The sequence below is a fragment of the Caballeronia sp. LZ019 genome (assembly GCF_031450825.1).
Lineage (GTDB): Bacteria > Pseudomonadota > Gammaproteobacteria > Burkholderiales > Burkholderiaceae > Caballeronia.
The window spans coordinates 519,792-541,191 of the sequence record NZ_JARTVZ010000005.1 but is presented as its reverse complement, the minus strand read 5'-3'; the positions used below and the strand labels follow the sequence as shown (position 1 = coordinate 541,191).

Below are 21,400 nucleotides of genomic sequence, written 5' to 3'. Positions count from 1 at the left end.
GCGCTCTCGCAACGCGTGAAGATCCGGCGATCCCGCGTGCAGGAGGGCGCGAACGCGTACCGCCACCTGTTTCCCTCGCGCTCTCAAAGCGACGCCCGCTTGAACAGAAACCGCGGTACGTTGCGGATAATAAGCATGATGCCCCACCAGAACCACGGCGTATAAAGCACGTCCTTCTTTCTCTCGACCGCACGCACGATGTCCTTCGCCACCTTCTCCGGCGTCGCGACGAGCGGGCCGGGCAGCGGCAGGCCCTGAGTCATCGGCGTGCTGACGAAGCCCGGCTTGATGTCGACGACATGCACGCCGGCCTTGAAAAGCCGCGCGCGCAGGCCTTCGAGAAACGCCTGCAGCGCGGCCTTGGCGCTGCCGTACAGATAATTCGACGGCCGCCCGCGGTCGCCCGCCACCGATGAGATCACCGCGAGCGTGCCGTGCCGCTGCGCCTCCAGCTGGTTCGCAATCGGCGTGAGCAGCGCGATCAGCGAGAGCGCGTTGGTGTAGAACTCGCGCACCGCGACGGCCGGATCGTTCTGGCACGCGGCCTGATCCGGCAGCGTGCCGGACGCGACCAGCACGATATCGATGGAATCTATCTGCGCCGCGCAGGCCGCGAGCATCGTGGCATGATCTTCGAGCCTGTCGATATCCAGCCGATGCATGCTCGCCGCAGCCGCGCCGCGCGCGGTGAGATCGGCCGCGACCTGCTCCATGCGTTCATGATTGCGCGCGACGAGAAAGAAGCGCGCGCCGTTGGTGGCCCATTCGCGGGCGCAGGCGATGGCAATGGCGGACGTGGCGCCTATGATGACGATGTTCTTCATGTGCCGATCATTCGCTTCCAGAAATGCGACAGCATGGCCGGATCGCGAAGCGATTCGAGTTGCTGCCATTGAGGGTAGGCTGCGCGGAAATCGGCGGCCGACATGTGCGAGTCCTTGGCCGGATAGATGCGGCCACCGGCTTCGTGCACGACGGCGTCGAGCGCGGCGAATAGCTGCGAGTGGCGAACTTCGTGTTGTGGAAAGTCCAGCGCGAGCGAGGTGCCTTCCATCGGAAAGGACAACAGGCCGGGCGAGGCAACGCTGCCGCAGCGTTTGAGCACCGCGAGGAACGAGCCGGCGCCGCTCGATGAAATGCGGTCGAGCATTGCGCGTATTACGTCGGGCGCGTCGGCGGCCGGCACCACGCACTGGTACTGCTGAAATCCCGACGGCCCATAGATGCGGTTCCATTCGAGCAGGCTGTCGAGCGGATAGAAATAGCCGTCATAGCCGACGCGCGAAATCTCGACCGGCTTGCGCTGCCTGCGGTAATACAGTTCATTGAACGCGCGAAGCGTGAGACCGTTGATGAGCGACACCGGCGGCGTGAACGGCACCGTATGCTTCTCGCGCAACTCGACATCGAGCGAGCCGTGGATCGCGTGATCGCCCGCCATGAAGATGCCGCGCCCGAGCGATGGCCCGCGACTCGCGCAATCCACCCACGCGACGCAGTATTCATGTTTCGCGTCGTATTCCTCGGAGAGATCGAAGAACTCGTCGAGCTTGCCGAAGCGGATGCTCGTCACGTCGATGAGACTCGTGCGGATCGGCATCAGCGTGAATTCGGCCCACAGGATGAGCCCGGTCAGCCCGAGCCCGCCGATGGTCGCGCTGAACATCTCCGGGTTCGATTCTCGCGAACATTCCATCAGCGTGCCGTCGCTGCGCGCGAGGCCGAACGCGCGCACGTGACGCCCGAACGTGCCGCGCACGTGATGATTCTTGCCGTGCACGTCGTTGGCGATGGCGCCGCCGAGCGTGACGTATTTCGTGCCCGGCGTGACGGGCAGCATCCAGCCGCGCGGCACGGCGAGCGCGAGGATCTGTTCGAAGGTGATGCCCGGCTCGGCGCGCAGGATGCCGCGCGTCCAGTCGGCGGCGATCAGCCGGTCGAGCGCGAGCGTCTGAAACACATGCCCGGAAGAGGCGAGACAGCTATCGCCGTAACTGCGGCCGTTGCCGAATGCGAGCGTCGTTCCGTGAGCGCGCTGCACGTCGCGCCATTGCGCGGGCGCCGCATCGCGCCAGTAAGCGGCGTGCGGCTCTTGCGGCTGGCGCGGATAACGGCCCCACGACAGAAGTTGGGCCATTGGTTACGTCGCGAGCCAGAACACGAAGCCGCACAACGCGGCGATCAGCAAACTCGTGCGATCGCGCGCCGCGAACACGATGGGATCGTCGTGCATGACCCCCCGATGCGCGATGATCCACGTGCGGCTGATCCAGTAGAGCATCAACGGGCAGGTGAGCCAGATTAACTCGGGATGGCGATACAGCGCAGCGGTGCGCTCGTCCTGGATATACAGCGCGAGGACGAGCACGGAGATGTAACCGGACGACGTGCCGAGCGACGATACGACCGAGAGGTCGCTCGACAGATAGCCGCGTCCACGTGTCTTTTCCCGTCCCGACTGCGCCGTGAGACACAACTCCGTGTAGCGCTTGACGAGCGCGAGACTCAGGAAGAAGAACATCGAGAACGCCAGCAGCCAGAACGTCAGGCGCACGCCCGCCGCGGCCGCCCCCGCGATGATGCGCGTGGTATAGAGCGCCGCGAGCACGACGACATCGACCATCACGCGCCGCTTCAGAAACAGCGAGTAGGCGAGTGTCAGCACGTAGTACGCCACGAGAACTGCAACGAAGCGCCACGGCAGGAAGACCAGCGCGATCGTGAAGGAGGCGGCGAGCAGCACCGGGCAGACGGTCGCCCCGAGAAGCAGGGGCAACGTGCCGGCCGCGAGCGGACGCTTGCGCTTCACCGGATGGTGGCGGTCGTCCTGAAGATCGAGAAGATCGTTGAGCAGGTAGACGCTGGACGCGCATAGCCCGAACGCGAGAAAGCCAGTCACGGCCAGCGCGATCAACCGTGGCGCGTCGAGGTGATGCCCGGCAAGCAGCGGCACGAAGATCAGCAGGTTCTTCAGCCACTGATGCAGACGCAGCGCCTTGGCCCACACCCTGAGCGAAGGCGGCGAGCCTTCAAAAGTGCGTTCGACATTGTTATTGCGGCTGGCCGCGCGCACGACGCCCGCATGCGGATTGACGACGTAAGCCCGGTCCGCGGCCTCCCATACGGCGATATCGTCATGCGAATTGCCGACGTAATCGAAGCCGCGCACGCCGTACTCCGCAACGAGCCGGTCGCGCTTCCTGTGCGACGAGAGGTTCGTGTGCTCGTCCGTCGCGAACACGCGGTCGAAAATGCCGAGATGCTCCGCGATGCAATGGGCGAAGGACTCGTGGCTCGCGGTGGCAAGTGCTATGGAGCGGCCGGCGGCGCGCATTTCCTTGAGCCAGCGAACGACTTCGGCGTTGTAAGGCAAGGTCGACACGTCGATCGATACATGCTCGGCGAGCCGTGCCTTCAACGCGGGTTTTCCGCCGCTGGAGAGCCATTGCAGGGGCTTATAGAATTGCTGCGGGAATTTACGCACGAAGGCGAGCCCGCTTTCTACCAGAATATCAGAGTGAATTAGTGTGCCGTCGAGATCGACAACGATCGGCTTGCTCATGCGTCATTCGGAACGGTTGATGGTCAGCCTGCGCCGATGGCAAGGCGTCGTTCCGCAAATGTGTCGGATACGCCCTCTAGCGGCGAAATCTAACACAATTCGTGTCTTTTTCGCCAGATTGCCGCTTGCGCACCGTGAAGGCATCGTGCAAGCCCCCGTTGATCGGGCGAGAAGCGCGTCATACGCGCTCGTGAAGATGGGGAGTCCTTTAGTTCCCGGGAGCGGCGAGGTTATAATGTCCGGCTCGCGGCAACAAATTTCAAGCAGTCCCCGCGAAGTGCCGTCGCGCGGCGAGGGTAATCCTACATTATGAGCTTTACGTACAAACATAACGGCCGCGAAGAAAGGAATCGTCGTGGATAGACGCAAAATCATCGTCACGGTTGGCACCCGTCCGGAAGCGGTCAAGATGGCGCCGCTCATCAAACGGCTTCAACAGGAAGAGTGGGCAGAGTGCCGTGTACTCGCGACGGCGCAGCATCGCGGCATGCTCGACCAGGTGCTCCGCTTGTTCGAGATCGAGGCGGACATCGACCTCGATATTATGCAGCCGAACCAGTCGCTGCCGACTTTGACATCGCGGCTCATCACGCGTCTGGACGAAGTGCTGGAGGCCGAGAAGCCGGATGTGCTGCTTGCGCAAGGCGACACGACAACCGTGCTTACCGCCGCCCTCGCTTGCTTCTACCGGCGCATTCCGTTCGGACACGTGGAAGCGGGCCTGCGAACCGGTGATCTCTCCAATCCGTTCCCGGAGGAGATGAACCGGGTAGTGGCGAGCCGCCTCTCGCGCTGGCACTTCGCGCCCACGCAGAGCTCGAGGGACAATCTGCTCAAGGAAGGCATCGAAGGTTCCTCCATCTACGTGACCGGCAACACCGTCATCGATGCGTTGTTCGAAGTCGCGGAGCGTTGCGACGACGCGTCCCCTTATCACGGGGACAGACGGCTCATTCTCGTGACCTCGCATCGCCGCGAGAACTTCGGCGAGGCTTTCGGAAATATCCTACGCGCCGTCAAGCACGTCGCCGACAACAATCCCGACGTCCACATTCTTTACCCGGTGCATCCGAATCCCAACGTCCGCGACGCCGCCTACCGGCATCTCAGCGGGCACGAGCGCATCACGCTGTGCGAACCGCTCGACTATCTTCCGTTCGTCGCGGCGATGAAGCAGGCATATCTGATCCTGACCGACTCGGGCGGCGTGCAGGAAGAGGCGCCGGCGCTGGCCAAGCCGGTTTTGGTGATGCGCCGGGAAACGGAGCGTCCCGAGGCCGTCACGCATGAAGTCGTGAAGCTCGTCGGTACGGACTTCGACGACATCGTCGGCAACGTGGAACTGCTGCTGAACGATCCGCAAGAGTACAAGCGCATGGCTCGCGGCGTGTCGCCGTATGGCGATGGCCTCGCGTCCGGGCGGATCGTGGATGTGCTGAAGGCTCACTTCGGCGTGTAAGCGCCAGTCAAGGTCTGCGGCGTGCCGAAGGTCTGAAGGCAGATGGACCGGGAAAGCCTGGTGATGACACGCTGCCCGACCGGACGTTCCGATAAACTGCAAGACCCGCCGGGTGCGGCTCGCGGAAGGCGAGCGCGCCGCGCCCGCTGGATTGGTCGATCGGCAATTCGAGGCTGACCTGCGAATCAGCTCCGGAGTTCGAATGCGCCTGCGTTCTCCTGATCGATGCGTTCGCCCGTCGCGTCGTTGATTAACACGTCACCTCGTCGATGACCACGGACCTGTTGCTGCGCGCACCCAAGCAGATGCGGTACGCTCGCTGACCGGCCGGGAACGGAACTTTGATACGCCACTCCGTTTCGGACGCCCGGTACGTCATTCTCCGGTATAGCGAGCGTTTGGCCGAAGCGGACCGGAGCCGTCCTTCGGCTTCCATGACGACACCCACGATCAGACGTTGCCCGAAACGATCAACGGTCTGTACGAGACACAAGACGGAACCGACTCGTCGGCGCGCTTCATGGAGCACGAGGGAATCCGTCGAATCGGCGACGCTGGAACGGGTGGCCTGTTCCGTCGTACGATCGCAGGCCGCCGCAAGTCCCAATTCGGTCACTAAGGATGCAGTTGAACTCTGATTACGCCAACGCAAGCTCAGCTGGATTCATCAGCGTATCTGTCGTCGTCTATCGGCCACACCGTCAACTTCTCGAACGCACGCTTCATACGCTCGATACAGCGATGGATCACTGGTGCGTCGCGAACGACGTCGAGGCCGCGCCGCTCTACATCGTCAACAACGGCACCGACGAACCCATCGACTGGTCGAGCCTGACCGGCAACGCCCGCCTGCAAACGAGCGTCATCGAAGGCCAGGGCAACGTCGGCTACGGCCGCGGCCACAATCTGGCCATCGAACGCACATCGAGCCGTTACCATCTGATCCTGAACCCGACATCGAGCTGGCAGCGACGCGCTCGCCCAAGCGATCGCCTTCATGGACGCCCATCCCGAAGTCGGCCTGCTTTCCCCGCAGATCGTGGAAGACGACGGCAGCCAGCAATACCTTTGCCGCCGCTATCCCGCGCTCGCCGATTTCTTCATCCGCGGCTTCCTGCCGCGAAGCCTGCGCAATCCGTTCCAGAACCGCCTAGCGCGATACGAAATGCGCGACGTCATAGGTGACAAGGCAATCGTCTGGGACCCGCCTATCGTCAGCGGCTGCTTCATGCTTTTCCGCACCGAGGTCCTCAAGAAGCTCAACGGTTTCGACCCGCGCTATTTTCTCTACTTCGAAAACTACGACCTCAGCCTGCGCGCGCACGACGTCGCTCGCGTGGCCTACGTGCCGTCCGTGCGCGTCCTGCAAGAAGGCGCTCGCATACATTGGCGGGTTGTACCGCACCACGGCTTGCCGACATAGATTTCGTCGAATGGCACGTCGTGTTGACGAAGCCATTCAACGGCGATCGGCAACGTGTTTGCATTGATCTTGCCGATGTTGCCTTCGTACTTGCGCATCGAGCGGCTGGTGCAGACGACGATCGTAAAGCCGTCGCGCCTGTAGGGGCGTAGCTGGTCGATCACGGCGTCATTGGGTATCGCGTGCGCATAGCCATCGGGTGCACCCGTGGTGATCGTATGGTCGAGATCCACTATGAGTCTCTTCACCGTCGGCCCCTTATCGTCCTGAAGTGCAGATCCATACGGGCAATCAGCCCACGTCGCGCCGGTCGATTTCGATCACCCTGCCATGCTCTAGACGCAGAAGCGATTGCAGTAGGTGCGGATTAGTTCATGATCGTGTGAAGCGAAAACCAAAATGCCAACACTGCTGATAAGACGAGACATAGGTTCCTTCGCTCGCTCTTGGAACTCGGCAGTACCTGCGCCGAAGACTTCATCGACGAGCAGAATGTCGGGGCGCGTAGACGTCGCCACTGCAAACATGAGACGCGTCGCCATCCCTGACGAATACATTACGCACGGGTAATTGCAGGAAGTTGCCGAGCTGCGTAAACTGCCCGATCTCGCTGATACGCTCTTTCGTTTCTGCGATGCTCATGCCTAATGCAATGCATCATTAAATTGGCACCCCGAGTGTGTTTAGATAGCGGTCATGGGCAAAATGAATCTGACCGAGACCGAGACCGAGACCGAGACCGAGACCGAGACCGAGACCGAGACCGAGCAACTGTTGTCGGCGGCGCGCAGCCGAACAGTACGTGCGGCGGACGTACGACGCGCGAAGTTGATCTTGATGCTCGAGGACGGCGAATCGCGCGACAGCACCATGCGCACACTAGGTTGCGACTCGCGCTTCATCGCGCGCTGGTCCGGGCGCTTTCTTAGTGAGCGACTGGTCGGAATGTACGCCGGGCACCCCGGGCGCGCTCCCAAGCAGCCGCCAGCCAAACTTGAGGCGCGGGTGCTCAGCCGCACCCTCAAGCACAAACCCGCCGACGGCTCGGCACACTGGAGCAGCTATAAACTGCGGCAGGACTCGGCGACGTGTCGGTCTCGGCCGTGCAGCGTATTTGGCGCAAGCACGGCATCAAGCCGCAACAACTTGAGCGCCATATGGTCTCTACGACCTGGACTTCGAGGCTAAAGCAGCCGACGTGATCGGGCTTTACCTAAACCCGCCGGCGCACGCAGCAGTGTTCTGCGTCGATGAGAAGACCGCGATCCAGGCAATTGACCGCAAGGACCGGATGCTGCCGCTGTCGCCGGGGCGCGCCGAGAGTCATGGCTTCGAGTACAAGCGCAATGGCACGCTCAGCCTGTTCGCCGCGTTCAATACTGCGACCGGCGAGGTGCTGGGCAAAACGGCGGCAAGCCACACCAGCGAACAGTTTGTGGCGTTCCTAACCGACGTCGTGGCCAGCCAACCCAAACGCAGAGAAATCCACGTCATCTGCGACAACGTTAGCAGCCATAAGACGGAGCGGGTGGCCATATTCGTCAACGCGCATCGCAACGTACGTGTGCACTTCACGCCGACTTACTCGTCGTGGCTGAACCAAGTGGAAAACTGGTTCTCGCGCATCCAGCGTGATGTGATTGCCTGCGGCATCTTCACTTCAGTGAAAGACTTGGATCGCAAACTTATGCACTACATCCGCGAACACAACAAAAATCCGAAGCCGATTAAATGGAAGTATGACGATCCTTCGCGCCGGATCCGCCCGGTGCCGAATCACTGACGCAGTCGACTAGCAGGACGCCCATGCGGGTGACGTTCTCGTAGCCGCTCAATTCGAGGTCGATGCCCGCGCCCAGTTCAAGCACCGTCGCGGTTCTGCCGCGGCGCCTGACTGCGCCGTGCGTCGGTTTGTACACGCCTGCCATCGTCCGCAGCATCGTGCTCTTGCCCGCCCCGTTGTGTCCGATTAGCCCGACCGCATCGCCCTCGCGGAACTCGAAGCTCACGTCGTCGAGTGCGGTCACCACTTGTATGCGTCCAGACTCCGCATCAAGTCTGCCGCCGGTACTGATGCGCACGAGGTTGTTCCGAAGCGATTTCGTTCGATTGTTGTGAACCGGGTAGCGCACGGTCACTCTGTCAAATTGCAGATGCGTCATCGTTAGATCCAGAACGCAATGCGCGAGTGAACGCGATGGAACACGACCAGTACCACGCTCCACCCAACGACCGCCATACCGATGCTTGTCCAGACGATGAAGCCTGGCGGGATCGTGCCGAGAAGCGGATAGCGCAGCAACTCGATCAGGTGCGATAGCGGGTTGAACCAAAGAAGGTGCCGGGTCATCGGCAGAAAATTCGGCCGGTGCATCACTGGGCTCAGGAACATGAGGAGCGGCATCACGGCGGCCACGAGATATTCGAGGTCGCGAATACGCGCGCCGAGAATGTTGGGCAGGAACGCGATCCACGCAAGGTTGGCAGTGACGAGCATCAGGCAAGGTATGAAGAGCAGCGTCGGCCATCCGACGTGCACGTTCATCAGAACGGCGACAACGACGAATACAGGCGCGGTATGAAGTAAATTGATGAAGTGCTTGGTCACCATCTGCGCGGGATGAAGCGATAGCGGCACTTCCATATTCCGGATGATGCCCGCCTGACGATTCAAAGTCGTCGGTGCCTCTGTGATGCAGCCCGAGAGAAACTGCCAGACAATTAGCCCGCTCGTCAGCGCAGGGACGAACGTGGCTCTGACCAGATGGAAGAGCTCGCTCCAGATGTACCCGAGGCCTGCGGTGCCCAGCAGCGTGCCAAGCGTCAGCCGTAAAGGACCCAAGATCGTCCGCTTGTAGCGCGGTCGAACGTCGCTCCATGCCATGAAAAGGACGACGCGGGCAGCGTTAAGCGTTTGCTGAAGTCGCTAACAATAGTCGCGGACGGTTGCACGTCCGTTCTGTAGGTGTCAGCGTTGTCAGTGGCTGTCATCGGTCGCAGGTATCCTTCTAGTGAATCAGTTGGCGCTGCAACGCTGAGAGGTAGTGTTCGAAGCTGAAGCGCGTCTCGCGGATTTTTAATTGGTAACCGACTCGGCAATCGGCGTGGCTAACCGTCCGCGACATGGAGAGGCCGTTTAGTCTGCCCATCGGTCCGCACGGCCTGGTGCTCTCACGCACCCGTCGAGGTCGGTATGTAGAAAGGCGGCGACCTCGTACGCCGAGGAAACGGCTGACGTGAGAATGCTCGCACCAACAACGAGAAAGAAAAAGCGGGGCGTTCGCCCGCAGGGCCGCCTTGACGCTATAAAAGCCGACGTGACGGTAGCATGGCGTGGCACACGCACGATTCCCTTTAGTAAGTGCTAACCGCACCAATATCGGCTCGTTGCACGCACGTGGGACGCTCGACCCACGATGAATGGCTTTAAGTCAGGGACATTGGCCGCCTGGCACAGTCGAGAACAAGCCCACCAATGGTTGTTGAAAGCTTGCCGTCGCCGAAATGGTGTCCCAGAACGCGGCCAGACGGGGAACGGGAACTCAAATCGCCGTTCTATCGCCGACGTGCAACCCCCGCTCATGCCGACCTAGTGAAAAGTATCGGCGCGCTCACGGTCGCTTACCACGAATCTGGTGCGCTGTGCAGCGGAAAGAGATACGTTTTTGTACTTCTTTCCTCAGATTGGGTTATATCATGATATTTCCTCCGGGCACTGTGGGACAAGTTCGCGCCTCACGAAGTGCTTTTACCGCGTGCTGCTCACACTAACCTGCGGGAATGTTCAGAAGCTGCAGACTGCACTTCAGAGCGTGCAGTTGCCTTATGCTTTCTCCAAGGTCAACCGCTAAACTAATCCTCTGTAATAACATGCTGTACGCCGGGAACGACCATGCGGCAACAGGCTAGCTTTCGAAGAGATCGTCGGAGGCCGCGAGCACCGCAGCCGGGCCATGCTCGGGAGCGTATTCACGTAGCACCGTGAACAACTGGACGGGGCTGGAGCCCGATGTACCGATTGTTCGCGCAATATCAATAACCACGCAGGTGCCCGGCAGCGCCGGTCGCGACGAAGGCTGCACGCAAGGCACCTATCGGCGATGCATCGGTATCGAAAGCAAAGCGGCAGCCCTTCCCGGATGAAGGACGTGTGTGCGCTTATTGGTCGAAAGGGGTATCGAAATCGCGAGCTTTCCACCGCCAAATCGGCGCTAAGAAGCGCAACATCCTAGTCACCTATCCGCGTTCCAACGCATCGACCTTAGTGCAACGCACTACATTTCTGTTCGCACAGCGTCCGACGGACGCTACCTTCTTCGCCCGCGCAGTGATCCTGCGATTTGACCATGTGCGCCGTGCCGGAAACTGAGTCCTCCGACAACGGCGTCAACATTGGCTTTGCAAGCAGAACGCAGTTTCCCATCGTCTGAGAACAACTTCGCACGGACAGTGCGAACGTCCTATGCCTTTCGTCGAGGGCGACTCTCGCCAAGCTTGATTCGCGCGGTTCCAAATCGAGGCGACCGTGATGAACAAGCTCGCAAGACGGGAAATCACTTGCACCCTGTGTGCGGATTTCTATATCCCATTCTGTCGGCTCGCGCTGCCGATACCAAAAAGCGCAAAAGGAATTGCTTGGCTCGACGGGCTTACGCCTGCGGTCAAGTAGCCATGCATCGGTTCGTCCGGCGCATGGATCATCAGGCGGCAGTGCTTCCCTGCGCCGGGTGAATCGAAAATCTGATCTCTAAGATCCCGGAAAGCAATGCGTGCAGTATTCCAACAACCCGGGACGTTCTTCTGATAGGTGAGAACGTCGCTTTTGATGCGACGGTCATGAAGATCCAATTCAACTTTTTACCCCTGTTGGACAATGCAGGGCTGCCTCAGCGGCTCACCAAAGAGCTCGCCGAACTCTTCAATCGGCACCTATCGAAACCCCACAGCACGACGCGCGTCACGTCGAACGCAATCTCCATCAAGACGCAGACCTATCGCGTACGGCATCTGATCGCCGGCTTTCGCGAACTGCGAAAGGGCGGCTTCGCGCTACAGTCGCCTTGGAACCTTTCCGAAAAGCACATCGCGTTTCTCGTGAAGCTTTGGGTCGCGGAAAAAGATCAGGCGCCCGGCACGGTCGAAAACAAACTGACCTACTGGCGCACGCTCGCCGCCTGGATGAAAAAGCACCAGCTCGTGGGCACCGTCGATGACTACATCAAACGCCCCGACGGTTATCGCCGCTATTACGTGGCGCAAGAAGATAAGTCGTGGGAAGCGGCTAACGTTGACGTCAACGAGGTGGTCTCCCGGCTCTGCGAGCATGATCGGTGGGTCGCCATTCAAGTCGAATTGCAAGCGACGTTCGGCTTGCGCGCCCAAGAAAGCATGCTTCTGCGTCCACTGCAATGCCTGCGCGTTTCGGGCCACCTGCACGTCATCGATGGTACGAAGGGCGGCAGGCCCCGGCTCGTGCCGATCGATGCTGAATGGCAATACGAAGTCCTCATCCGTGCAGCGAGGCTCGCGAATCCGCGCACCGGTTCAATGATTCCGGAGCCATGGTCGCTCAAGCGGTGGTACCGCCATTTCTATCACGTCCTCCAGAAAGAGGGCATCACGCGTAGTGGCTTGGGCGTCACGGTTCACGGACTGCGCCACGCTTACCTGCAGAAGATGTACGAGGCTATAACGGAGGTGCCGGCACCGATCAAGCTGCCTGATCATCGGCCCGATCCGGAACTTCATCAAAGGGCCATGCAACAGTTGGTCGAAGCCGCGGGGCATAGTCTTGCAGCGAAGGCGACGGCCTACATCTCGACCTTCGCGACGGCGGAGCGCCTGTCGCGACCTGTCGCGACTTTCGAGCAGGCGATCGCGGCTCTTGATGCGGCGAACGGCGTCAAATCAGAGGCGGCAAAGCGCCTGAAAATCTCACGGCAGGCGCTCTATCGGATACTCGCAAAAGGCGGCCCGTTGGCAACTGTAACGCCTGCAAACGCCGTCGAAAGGGAAGCATCGCCAACATCCGCGCCCAACGAGGTCCTCGAAGGTTCACCGTTGGCTCTGACGATCAACGACGCCACACCGGACCAGCTTTCACTGCTTGCCGAATAGGGCTACCGTCGCCATCCGACGACTTCGCAGTCGTCATCATCGGCGACGGCTTCCGGGGCTGAGACGGAGTTGAGGGTTGACGGTGGTCACGATGAAAGGTAATCAGCACGATACTATGCGCAAGCAAGGGAGAAGCGAAGAAGCCGCGCCCGTGGTCACGCCTGCTTCGGTCGTCGTCTTTCGCGGTAGTCTCGGGCGTGACATCACCGCACTCGTCGCAGTTTCGATGGGCTGCCGGCTCGCGCGATTGCATGGTCGTGCTCTTACCTCGAGACGCCGGAAACTGCTTCCAACTGTCAGGAAGGTCGAAGATAACGAGGCCGCTGCTTTTTCGGATCACCGCCCCTGAGGACTTGAGCCGCCTGCAACGCTGAACAAAGCGCGCTTGCCACTGACGATCACCTTGGCGCGGCGAAGCATAAGTAGGTCGTTGTTTCCCATACAAAAAACCGCTACGGCGCAGTGTTACATTTGGCAAAAATTGCTGAAAGTAACACCGTCCCCCAGCGCTCGCTCGTGCGACTTTGTAAGCTCCTGTGCTCTGGGCGGCGGAAAGACGCTAAAAAACTGTGTCTTTCCGGGGAATGGACTTCATCATGATAATTCCACTTTTTGCGCTGACGTCCGACAGGTCTCGAGCAACACGGCATAGCGGTCCGGGGTGCTACCGCATCCGATTCGCCTTGCCGATGCACTAGTCGAGCTTCAAGATTGCGGTGTCGCCCGTGAGCGGACGCGAGCGTTGCAAGGCGCCAGTTTGCGTGCGTATTCGATCTATTGCGATCTTTGTGCGATTGGTATGACCAAGACAATATCGCAATATCATCCGTTTTTCCGCTTAAAATCAGCCGGTTGCCTGCCGGTCCGACTGAGAAAAATGCGCTACATCATGATGAAGTCCCGCTGACTTTTTAGGCAAAGTACCGATTATCGCGAGCGACACGGGGCGAGCCTCATAGAAGCATCGACGGTCGCTGGATTGGCCCACAACCAAGTACCGCACGCTTTCGATAGACCTCGCCGACGTTCATCGGCTGCGCGAACGGTTCGCTCAGACGGAGAAGGGGAGAGAAGGCGGTCAACGCCCCCAGCTCGGTCAAGGTCGGTAAGCCGGGGCAGCGCTCGCGCCTTGTCTGCAACAGCGGACAGCTACCGTACCGCGCGATACGAGAGTTTGTCGCAATGTCTGCGAGACACCCCTCGTACCGTGCTGCCCTCATGAGCACAACAGCCAGAGGCTGGCACGTCGCGGTCAGCTTTGCGTTCCGCCTAAGCTCAGGAAGTCTCAGAGACTAACAAAGACCACTTGGATGAAGCGCGTCATCTTACGGCTTCTGTTGCCTGCAGAAAGCTCGTAACAGGCCGTTATTACGATCTTTGCTATCGGCTGTGTGTATGCGATGAAACTGAGGCGCGGCGAAAGGAGAGCAAGATGATTGGAAAAAAAAGGGCGTATCGGTTCCTCAGCCGCCGCAGTTGCTGGCGACTAGCGATGCTTTACCGAGAGGGACTTGCTGATGGGAGATGGACGACGCAACTTGGCGCACTCAGTACGCTCGGCGTAAGCCAAGGCGACTTATCGTTGGCGCTGCAGCTTGAGAAATTGCCGGAACCGATCGTTGATCTTTTTGAAGATCGCATTGAGATCAGCAGCCACACCGTTCGTGTTATTCGCCACACGATCATCCACGACGGTCTGAGCACCGTGCTTAGTCGTGTGCAGCGTAGTGGCGTTCCTAGTAAGACCCTGTCGAACAAGGGAGTGTTGCGTGTCATAAAGGGCCAAGCGTTGGGGTCAAAGAAGATGCTGCGTCGGTCGGGACAAGATCTAGAGAAGATCGTTGCCCGGCCGCTGGATCTGCCCGCGCACATCGCTGAGCGGTATTACCTCGGCGTAAAGCAGGGGGAATGGGACAGTTTCAGTGCCTGCGCGAAAGCACTGCACATATCCCGGCGAAACATAAGCGACGCCGTTGCGATCAGCGAGCTGCCGGTTTCCATTCGCCATCTTTTCGGTGTGCAAGCGCTTACACTCTGCGTCGGGCGAAAGCTTCTCGCGCTTAAGCGCGAACTGGGGATCGACGAACTGCTGTTGCGGGCACTGTGTAAGGAATCGATGTTAGATGTGGTCGGCCGAACAGCCGACAACATCTTGCTAGAACTGAACGATGAGGATATTAGGCCTTTGGACCTCAGGCGGGTGCGCATCAAGAAGGGACGCGGTTCAAATCGGCTCGTCATCGAATGTAAAGATGCCGCACTGCTTTTTAGGTACCGGCATGAGATGGAAGGAGCGATCCACAAGGTGCTTAGAAGGCGTCTCCGCGATCCGGAATCCTTTGAAGTCATCCGCGACTCGTTGGGCACGCGGCGGTCAGTTCTTCCTCGTTGAGGCGGCTTGCAGAGCATGTATCGGCCGCGTTCATCTAAATCGGCGTCGACCGATGCACAAGGTCACGTCCTGTCGGTGGGTGGGACTCGCGCCACTGACCTTGGCCAGCGCGCGCAGTTGCTGTTGAAACGGCGACCGCCCTTAGCGTTAGGTCAAGTAGCGAACTCTGATTGGACAGCGCCAAGCAGCACGGCCGGTTTACCGACAACCATCTTGGCCGGTCGACCGGGATGATTGTCGGTCGTTATCCGGTCATGGTTGTCGCTCCTTGTTGATGTGCGTCGCTGGAGGATTGTCGGCGCCGGTTGTTCTGTTTGTCGCTGGCTGCGCGACGACGGTAGCTTTCGACGTTCATCTCGAAGATCGTCGAATGGTGGACGAGTCGGTCGATCGCAGCGACAGTCATGCCGGGATCCGGAAACACGTTATTCCATCCCGAGAAGGGCTGGTTGGCCGTGATCAGAAGGCTGCGGCGCTCGTATCTTTCGGCGATCAGCTAGAACAGGACGCTTGTTTCGGCCTGGTCCTTACGGGCGTACGACAGGTCGTCGAGGATGATCAGGTCGAAGCGGTCGAGCTTGGCAAGAGCTGAAGGCAACTGCAGGCTCTGGCGCGCAGCCTGCAGCTTCTGTACGAGCTCGCTCGTACGCGTGAACAGCACCCGGTAGCCGGCGTCAATCAACGCGTGTCCGATGGCCGAACCTAGATGATCTCGTACCGACTGTCAATGCGTGTTCGCAACGTCTTAGCGCGACTCTACGCCGGTTCTGGCATAGGCTGGTTGCGGCGAGACTGGCGGACCTCGATCGGCACTTTAAATTGCGCAGCAACGATACGTTTGCCTTCTTGGACGGTAATCGAGTTACCGTCCTGATCTCGGAGCACATATGGCTCACCGGTCTTCAGCACGGGGTAGATCCGGTTGATCAAACGTGTAGCAACAGCGCAGAGGGCCTGTTTGTGGTGATGCCCTTTGTTCACCATAAGACGCCAGTACACAGCGGCAAGGTCGGGATCAATCTTGCGCGCAACGTCGGCGGCGATATACAGCGCCCGCTTGACGCGATCGCTTCCGCTTTTTGTCAACCTCTGCCCGGGCTTATCTAGGCCGCCCGACGAATTTCTGGTCGGGAACATGCCGCAGAAGCCTCGGATGTGATCCTCGTTACGGAAGCGTTTTGCGTAGCCGAGCACGCCGATGAGCAAGGGAGCCAGGGTCGCACCAATGCCAGGGATCGATCGAAGTGCGTTGGACGGATGCACGCGCTGATAGATTTGCTCCACCTCGCGCTCGATCGCGCTCACGTGACGATCCCATAATCGCAAACGTTCGACCTCCTGTGCCACCTCAAATTGCAAAGCGACGAAATCGACGCTATCACCATGGAGTTCAATGGTTTCCTCGGCAGCAGACTTAAGTTTCTCGACCAGCGAATCAATAAAGGGGCCGCTCTTGGGATGATTGCCTGATGCGTGTCGCGCCAAGAATCGAGCAAGCACGTCACGTCGCATAGCGACAACCTTGCGAGGATCGAATAGCTCGTCGAGAATTGCCAATGTGAGTTGCGTCACCGTGTCGGGTAACACAGGCTCAAGTGCTGGGCAGGCCCATCGGATCAGGTCAAGAACGCGGCGCCGCGCGGAACATACCAGCTCCTGATAGCGGTGACGCTGTTTAGTCAGTCGTTGCAGAGAATGTTGCTCGGGCACTGGCACATGAACTGGATCAAGGCCACGACCACCAAAGCCGGGTATTGCGCCTAACACATGCGCATCGGCCGCATCAGTCTTGGCATGCTCGCTAAGGTATTTGCGCAACGCCTTCACGCGTTGCCCCTTGACTCGAATGACCTTAATTCCGGCACGCTGCAGCCAGTTTGCCACCGGAAACCATGCCATGCCGGTCGGTTCCATTACTGCGGTGATCAGCGTGTCCGCACTGACACCGTTCTTGACGGCTGACACGAAACGCCTGAGATCGGTTGACGTCAAACGGAAGCGGATCGGTTTGCCAATCGCACGTCCATCATCGAAGATTTGCGCGACCTGTACTGCGCTGATTGCCAGATCGATGCCAACAGTTCGGTGATGCACCGGTGCATTGTTAATAGAAGCCATGAGTCATTGTTCTCCTTTTAACGAATCAGAGGGCTCGTTGCTGGGCAGCACTGCCAGGTGTTTCATTCGTGGCCGCTTGAACTTTGCTGATTCATGCGCCACCATCTCGTTACTCTTGCCTGCGCCAGCCCGAACCCGGCAACCATGGGCTTCACATCGTCGGGACGAACTCTGCGGGCTCTCCCACGTTCTTAAGGTCGCTGGGCTCGGTGCCCGCAGGCAAGGGTATCAGCGAGTGTTCGGGCGGAGTTGAATCGTGAGTAAATCGACAGGAGCTCGGCCTCATACTCTTGGCCCTCGGCGTTCGCTCTGCACCCAGATTCAAATACGAAACTATTGAATCTGAGGGTGCGAAGGTTGACCCGCGATCACTTCGTCGAGGCGTCTTGAAGCCCCATCATCGACTTGCCCCTCGGCGTCAACCCCGCACTGCTATAGATACCTGACTCTTGCCGGCCCCAGGCGGACCAAACAGGAGCGCCGTGGCACCTTTCTCAAGCCACGAATCGCCGGTCGCGAGCGCCATGACGTGTGCCTTTGAAACCATCGGCACCATGCTGAAGTCGAAGGTCGCAAGCGTCTTGGTCGGGTCCAGATGCGACTCGGCACGATGGCGTTCAATGCGCCGTTTGGCCCGCTCGGCCAGTTCGTGTTCGAGCAATGCGCCGATCAAGCGTGTGGCCTGCCAGCCTTCCTTGTCGGAGCGCTCCGCAAACTCGGGCCAAAGGCGGGCGATGGTCGGCAGGCGCAGTTCATTGAGCATCAAGGCAAGACGGCCGGCATCGTAAGCATGCGTGCTCATGCGACCTCCTTGTCGAGCAGGTCGTCATAGCTGCTTGCGGGTGGCATCTCGACATTGACGTTTGGGCAATCGGCGTGACGCGGCGCGAACTCCTCGCGTAGAGCCTTCAGATCAGGCAGCTTGCCGTCAACCAGCAACGCGTTGAGGTGCGCGGCCAGCACGGCCTCGACGCCATCGAGCGCGGCGAGTTCAAGCAATCCAACGATGACTTTGCACGCCTCGCGTTGCGTCAGTCTCGCCTCCAGCTGTTCCCAAGTCCGGCGATAGGCCTCGCGCGGAAACAGCTCGTCTCGAAACGCAAGCCCCTTGAATGCCTGCGGCTTGCGTTTGAGGCTCTCAATGAAGTGTCGGTAATCAAGTGCGCGGCGGTTGTCGCCGGCACGCGAACCTCGCGAGGTGCTATGCACCAGCGCGCCTGACAGATAGCAGTCGAGCCGGTCACCATACACGCGCACCTTCAGACGATGACCGATCAGGCGCGACGGCGCGCTGTACAGAATGCCGCGTATGGTGAAGGTACTGCAGCGTGTAACGCGCGCTTCTTCCTCGACGAAGTCGGTCGTGCGCCTTAACGGGAGATCCATGAGCTGTTGGCGCTCAAGGCGGAACGCCGCTGCGTTACGCCGGTTGCGACGCATGACGACCTCGCGCAGAAACTCATCATAGGCCGCACGATCAACGAAGTCCCGATGGCCGCGCAACATCAACGCTTGGTCGACAGCTTCCTTCAAATAGCGATGCGATGACTCCACGCTACCGTTCTCGTGGCCCAAGCCGCGATTGTTGCGCGTCCCGTTCATGCGGTAGTGCTCGAGCAGCGCCGCATAGCGCACTGTGAAGTCGTCTTTATCCGCGAGGTTTCTGAACGCCGCCGACAGACTGTCGGTGCGATGCTCGCGCGGACATCCCCCGGCCTGCCATAGTGCATTTTGCAATCCCATGGACAGTGCTTCGAAGCTCTCGCCGCCTTCAACGACATTAGCGTATTCCCAGCGCGAGAACGCGAGCACGAAGTGGTACAGCCGGTGTTCGAATGGCACGCCAGCGATCGTCACTCCCAGTTCGGCCATGTCGGTGAAGTCGGACAGGCCGCGTGCGCCAGGCTCATGCAACTGCGGGAAAAAGACTTCCTTCGGTGGACCGGACATCGCCCTCCAGTGCCGAATGCGCCGCTCCAGTGTGCGACGTGTGCTATCCGGATACTGCCCGGGATGATCCTCCTGCAGCTTGCGCAGAATGGTGATCGCCTGAAGTTGTGGCGCGTTCGCAAGCATCGGAACGACTTCGGTGTCCCAGACGTCGGCGAAGGGATCGGGACGGGAACGCCAGTAACGACGGGGTTTCTGTGATGGCAGGGTGGTGTCACGTTCGATGCGCCTTGCGCTGCGGACACTGATGCCCGCCTTGGCGGCGGCGATCTCCTGCGAGTGATGTTTGCGTTTGGACATGTAGAGGCGAACCTGTTGGTCGGTAATGCGGGTTCCAGACATGTAGCTGATCGCTTTCTTGTTCGATCAGCCATCGTAGAACCCGGCCGACTCGGCGCCGCCGGTGATGCGTCGTCTTCGGCGGCTACGCCGCCTTCGACTCCTCATCACCGGCCAAAACCTTCGCCGCTACACCGGCCAACATGATTGTCGCCCTCCACTCTGATCGCGCGTCGCCCTTGAGCAGCCAATCTTCGCCCTCCTGATAACGTCGTAACTATTTGCGAAGTGTTGGTCCTGAGATGCCACACCGCGCGCAATCGAGACGGCGTTGCCGGTCTCGTGCGATGCATAGAAGCATAGCCTCTATCCGCACTCGTTCCGGGGCGAGCGAGCATATTTTGGAAGGGTCGGGTCGCGGGCAACGAGTAGCAAACAAAGCATGGGTGGCCACCACTTATCGAATAGTCCTGCCTACCGTCTTCCAACGACCGATGATGGCGCCACCGAACCGGTATGCGTTTTCCCTCAGAGCAAGTCCCGTCGCAGCCAGCGCCCACCGCAAACCGGCGTGCCTCCCGCTCGGTTCCGTGATGGAGTCAGGGCAGAGTGCCTCGCCATCTTGGCGAGGTCGTGAAGGCGTCGTTGGTCCCACCGCCGAATTCGTTGCGCCTACGTCGTGGTCAAGGACGACTGATGAAATAGACGCGGCGGTCTCACGCGGCAAGGAAACTCCTTCTACGCCATAGTTTCGCGCCTCTGTGACGGTCAGAACCATTTGGGCGGAGGGGCTCACGGCCGACGAATCGTCGGCTACGCATCTATAAGCCAACTGCCTTTGATCTTGGTCCACAATGCCTGTCCCCGAGGCGGGGCCACCGGGCATAGAAGGAAACGATTCCGGCTCAGCTCCCGAGTGGGTCGGCCTGGGTACAACACTGCTGCCTGCTATGACTGCGGCCGCAGCAGGCGAAACCTGAGTGGTCACTATTCTGTTGCGCAGCGCGTCCTCGGCGAGCCGTCTGAGCAGCCCTGCTCGTTGCCTTGGATTCGAGACGGCCGACAGGGCGCGATAAAGCTCTGGCGTGACAAACCCGCTAATTGTTATCTTGATTTGCAATGAACTCGTCATGTAGTCGTTCCGTCGTTTCGATCATTCTTATGCACCAGCGTTTCCCTCGCCCGACGCGGCGAAGAAACCGCTCGGGTAGAAGGCAGGGATTCGCTCGCCATAACGTTAATTCTTCGGTTCCTCGGAGCTGAAGGCCCATGCTCACCTCCGAGATAGACAGCCGCCCTGCCAGCGATTACACGGCGTTAACAATCTACGACCCGTTCGCGTTCCCTATTCCTAACAGCTGCTCGGTAACAGCTTCGGATTTGGCGGCTTCGGCGAGAGCTTGTTTCAAGCCTGTCGTCGACTTCCTGTTTCCTGAGGCGATATAGGCAACTAGGATCGACTGCTCGCCTCCACTGTACCGGCCAACAGGCGCACCCAAGCAAGCAAAAGCTTCGCAAATTGGGGTAGCTTTCGACTCTTTGGTCTCTCCAAACTACCAAGTTCGGTTTCAGATGTTCGCCGGCGGTGGTGCAGGACGTGAATTCGTAAAGGTCTCGTGAGTTCCGTGCTAAGAGCTGACGCCGACCACAGACCTCATACAACGACCGCTGCTTCGGTCTATCGCCAAGCCGTCGCGGCGCCTTGACATCTTTATATGCCAGGCATGCTGGATTTGTCCCAACCAGATTATTTCAGACATGCCAATAACGAAACTTCTGTGCTGCGCGCATTCGTGCCAACGAGCAAGACTCTCCGATAGTCGCGGTTCGAGGGAACACCCGTCGGGAGGATTACGCACCCGCACGCCAGTGCGTGCAGCGCCCGGGCACTCCCTCCGACAAGGCCTAGCACGATCAACAGGTCCTTCTGCCGTCAGCGTACCGTCTCCTACGGTGCGTCTGCCCGCGCGGTGCGCGGACGCCGAAATCAGACATCTTGAAGCGGTGATTCGCCACGTCGTTAGCACTCACGGCCCGTCTCTACCTGCGTACCTGCCTCAGTCTTATTGGCTCGCACGGCTCGAGCGAATCAAGCAAAAG

At 59.7% G+C, this 21,400-nt stretch carries 13 protein-coding genes and 2 pseudogenes; 5 read left to right on the top strand and 10 right to left on the bottom strand.

Annotated elements, in window-relative coordinates; all coding sequences use genetic code 11:
• Window positions 1–83: 83 nt before the first annotated feature.
• From P9255_RS15870 to P9255_RS15860, 3 genes are read right to left on the bottom strand one after another with little or no spacing between them, the layout of a single operon-like run.
• Window positions 84–824: an SDR family oxidoreductase gene (locus P9255_RS15870; RefSeq protein WP_309764220.1), complete on the bottom strand. Its 741-nt coding sequence runs from the start codon at window positions 822–824 to the stop codon at window positions 84–86.
• Window positions 821–2,137 (bottom strand): FAD-binding oxidoreductase, encoded by a 1,317-nt coding sequence (locus P9255_RS15865; protein ID WP_309764221.1) that lies wholly within the window; start codon window positions 2,135–2,137, stop codon window positions 821–823. The genes P9255_RS15870 and P9255_RS15865 overlap by 4 nt, the downstream gene beginning before the upstream one ends.
• 3 nt (window positions 2,138–2,140) lie before the next feature.
• The gene (locus P9255_RS15860) at window positions 2,141–3,562 is read right to left on the bottom strand and encodes a UbiA family prenyltransferase (RefSeq protein ID WP_309764222.1); all 1,422 of its coding nucleotides are present in this window, start codon (window positions 3,560–3,562) and stop codon (window positions 2,141–2,143) included.
• 355 nt (window positions 3,563–3,917) lie between these two features.
• Here P9255_RS15860 and wecB point away from each other — a divergent pair, with 355 nt between their 5' ends.
• The gene (gene wecB, locus P9255_RS15855) at window positions 3,918–5,021 is read left to right on the top strand and encodes a non-hydrolyzing UDP-N-acetylglucosamine 2-epimerase (protein ID WP_309764224.1); all 1,104 of its coding nucleotides are present in this window, start codon (window positions 3,918–3,920) and stop codon (window positions 5,019–5,021) included.
• Between the two features lie 654 nt (window positions 5,022–5,675).
• Here the strand turns inward: wecB and P9255_RS27325 are convergent.
• Window positions 5,676–6,020, bottom strand: a complete 345-nt coding sequence (locus tag P9255_RS27325) for a hypothetical protein (RefSeq protein ID WP_404980360.1) — start codon at window positions 6,018–6,020, stop codon at window positions 5,676–5,678.
• 40 nt (window positions 6,021–6,060) lie between these two features.
• Here P9255_RS27325 and P9255_RS27320 point away from each other — a divergent pair, with 40 nt between their 5' ends.
• Both P9255_RS27320 and P9255_RS15845 read left to right on the top strand, forming a co-directional pair.
• Complete coding sequence (locus P9255_RS27320; protein WP_404980359.1) at window positions 6,061–6,444, top strand: hypothetical protein; 384 nt, start codon at window positions 6,061–6,063, stop codon at window positions 6,442–6,444.
• 696 nt (window positions 6,445–7,140) lie between these two features.
• A pseudogene (locus P9255_RS15845) lies at window positions 7,141–8,227 on the top strand (IS630 family transposase).
• Here the strand turns inward: P9255_RS15845 and P9255_RS15840 are convergent.
• Together P9255_RS15840 and P9255_RS15835 are read right to left on the bottom strand one after the other, a co-directional pair.
• The gene (locus P9255_RS15840) at window positions 8,172–8,606 is read right to left on the bottom strand and encodes an ATP-binding cassette domain-containing protein (RefSeq protein ID WP_309764225.1); all 435 of its coding nucleotides are present in this window, start codon (window positions 8,604–8,606) and stop codon (window positions 8,172–8,174) included. The pseudogene P9255_RS15845 and the gene P9255_RS15840 overlap by 56 nt on opposite strands.
• A 2-nt stretch (window positions 8,607–8,608) precedes the next feature.
• On the bottom strand, window positions 8,609–9,328 hold the full coding sequence (locus P9255_RS15835; RefSeq protein ID WP_309764226.1) for an ABC transporter permease: 720 nt from the start codon (window positions 9,326–9,328) through the stop codon (window positions 8,609–8,611).
• A 1,952-nt stretch (window positions 9,329–11,280) separates the two neighbouring features.
• On the opposite strand from P9255_RS15835, the gene P9255_RS15830 reads away from it, so the two are divergent.
• On the top strand, window positions 11,281–12,561 hold the full coding sequence (locus tag P9255_RS15830) for an integrase domain-containing protein (RefSeq protein WP_309764227.1): 1,281 nt from the start codon (window positions 11,281–11,283) through the stop codon (window positions 12,559–12,561).
• 1,432 nt (window positions 12,562–13,993) lie between these two features.
• Complete coding sequence (locus P9255_RS15825) at window positions 13,994–14,953, top strand: hypothetical protein (protein WP_309790015.1); 960 nt, start codon at window positions 13,994–13,996, stop codon at window positions 14,951–14,953.
• Between the two features lie 244 nt (window positions 14,954–15,197).
• Here the strand turns inward: P9255_RS15825 and P9255_RS15820 are convergent.
• The 4 genes and pseudogenes from P9255_RS15820 to istA form a co-directional block, all read right to left on the bottom strand.
• Window positions 15,198–15,668: pseudogene (locus P9255_RS15820) on the bottom strand (ATP-binding protein); the annotation flags it as partial.
• A gap of 41 nt (window positions 15,669–15,709) precedes the next feature.
• A complete protein-coding gene (locus P9255_RS15815; RefSeq protein ID WP_309764229.1) occupies window positions 15,710–17,071 on the bottom strand; it encodes an IS110 family transposase in 1,362 nt (453 codons plus the stop codon).
• A gap of 418 nt (window positions 17,072–17,489) precedes the next feature.
• The gene (locus tag P9255_RS15810; protein ID WP_309764230.1) at window positions 17,490–17,873 is read right to left on the bottom strand and encodes an ATP-binding protein; all 384 of its coding nucleotides are present in this window, start codon (window positions 17,871–17,873) and stop codon (window positions 17,490–17,492) included.
• On the bottom strand, window positions 17,870–19,321 hold the full coding sequence (gene istA, locus P9255_RS15805) for an IS21 family transposase (RefSeq protein ID WP_404980358.1): 1,452 nt from the start codon (window positions 19,319–19,321) through the stop codon (window positions 17,870–17,872). Before istA ends, P9255_RS15810 begins: the two co-directional genes overlap by 4 nt.
• Window positions 19,322–21,400 lie beyond the last annotated feature (2,079 nt).